Origin of the sequence: Candidatus Thioglobus sp., assembly GCF_028599055.1 — a bacterium.
Taxonomy (GTDB): Bacteria; Pseudomonadota; Gammaproteobacteria; order PS1; family Pseudothioglobaceae; genus Thioglobus_A.
This window is the reverse complement of the sequence record NZ_JAQRMS010000098.1, coordinates 2,652-4,493: the sequence shown is the minus strand read 5'-3', so window position 1 is coordinate 4,493 and position 1,842 is coordinate 2,652. Positions and strand designations below refer to the sequence as shown.

The 1,842-nt window shown below is 39.7% G+C and carries 3 protein-coding genes; all 3 read left to right on the top strand.

Translation table 11 applies throughout. The annotated features are described in order from the left end of the window. Window positions 1–222 (top strand): endolytic transglycosylase MltG (locus PSN35_RS06260; protein ID WP_300030977.1); only part of this gene is annotated, 222 nt, incomplete at its 5' end. A 4-nt stretch (window positions 223–226) separates the two neighbouring features. Then, window positions 227–844 carry a dTMP kinase gene (gene tmk / locus PSN35_RS06255; RefSeq protein WP_300030974.1) on the top strand — a complete coding sequence of 206 codons (618 nt, stop codon included), beginning with the start codon at window positions 227–229 and terminating at the stop codon, window positions 842–844. Next, a partial coding sequence (locus PSN35_RS06250; protein WP_300030971.1) for a DNA polymerase III subunit delta' occupies window positions 841–1,842 on the top strand: 1,002 nt, incomplete at its 3' end. The genes tmk and PSN35_RS06250, both read left to right, overlap by 4 nt.

The following is a 1,842-nucleotide window of genomic DNA, read 5'->3' as shown; positions in this document are numbered from 1 at the left end:
TTAACCAAGCAGGATTTGTGGGTAAAAAGCCCTTACAATACTTATAGAAATAAAGGCTTACCACCAGGGCCAATCAGTTCAATAGGGCAAGCTTCTCTAGAGGCAGCAATGCATCCCCTGCAAACTGAGTATCTGTTTTTTGTGGCAAAAAAAGATGGCACACACGCCTTTGCAAAAACTTACAAACAACACTTAACTAATATTAAGAAGCATCTAAAATAACCGTATGAAAATAGGAAAATTTATCACCATTGATGGGGTTGAGGGTGCAGGTAAAAGTACCCAAATTGCGTTTATTTGTGATTATTTAAAAGCCAAAGGTATCAATGTCATCTTAACCCGTGAGCCGGGTGGCACGGATTTGGGTGAGAAAATTCGTGAACTATTACTTAGTACCAGTACCAAATCAATGCACAGCGACAGTGAGCTACTGCTCATGTTTGCTGCAAGAAACGAACACATTCATGACAAAATTATGCCAGCATTAGAGCGCGGTGATTGGGTGCTAAGTGATCGATTTACTGATGCCTCTTATGCATATCAGGGCGGTGGTCGTGGCCTAGATATCAAGCGTATTGAACAGTTAGAGAAATGGGTATTGCAAGATTTTGTGCCTGACATGACGTTGTTGTTAGACATTCCTGTTGAGCAAGGCATGTCTCGTGTCGAATCACGCGGTGAGAAGGATCGTATTGAACTGGAGGCGATGGACTTTTTCCAACGCGTAAGACAAGCTTATATTGCTCGCTCAGAGAAATATCCTCAGCGCATTAAACTGATTGATTCCTCCAAAACCAAAGCGCACACTAGTGCTCAAATTGAACAAATTTTAGCCAGTTTATGAATCTTCCTTGGCACGATCAGGCGCTATCTAAGTTGCAAAAGATGATCGATCAAAATCACCTGCCTCATGCGTTGTTGATTACCGGCGTCGAAAAAATGGGTAAATTTGAGTTGATGCAGCAATTGGTGGGCATTTTGCTAAATGATGATGACATGATCCGACGTGATAATATTCGCGAGGATCTTGATCATCCAGTATTAATCAGGCGTTCTAATTACACCAACATGATTTATTGTCGTGCAGGCGAAATTAACGAAAAAACCAAAAATCGCTCAAATGACATTCGCATTGATCAAGTTAGGGCTTTTTGTGAGGCGCTTAATAAAACCGCCGATGATTTGCAAATTGGCGTGTTGTACTACGGCGACCAAATGAATGTGAATGCGGCCAATAGCTTGTTAAAAACTCTGGAAGAGCCTAGAGAAAATACCCTGATTATTATCTTAGCGCATAGTGTTCAAAATTTACCAACAACCATTGTCTCACGTTGTCAAACACTACATATTGCGCCTAGCTATAGTGACGCAACTCAGCAGTGGATCAAGAGCCAATTAAGTGAAACGCAAAATGCAGATTTTGATGTTAAGCAATTACTTGAAAATACACATGGCGTACCTTTTAAGGTTTTGAGTGAATTGTCTGAGGGCGGTTTTATTGCCTATCAAGAAACGCAGAATCAATTACTAAGTATAGCCATTCATCCGCTTATGGCCAATCAAACCAAGTCATTTGATGGCCGTGAACTAGAGGTGTTAAACTGCTTGCAGAATTTAATTATTGAGGCGATCAAGCTAAAAACCACTAAAGAAGAAGGTGGATTGGTTGAATTAAATCAGTTAACTAATGAGGTTAAATCAGCCTTTTTATTTAAATTATTAGATGATGTTCAGCGGGCTATTCGTTTGTCAAAAACCAGTGTCAATCTTAAATTATTATTGGATAATATTTTAATTGTGTGGTCGCATATCACCCACTTAAAACAGTATCCACAAATTAGT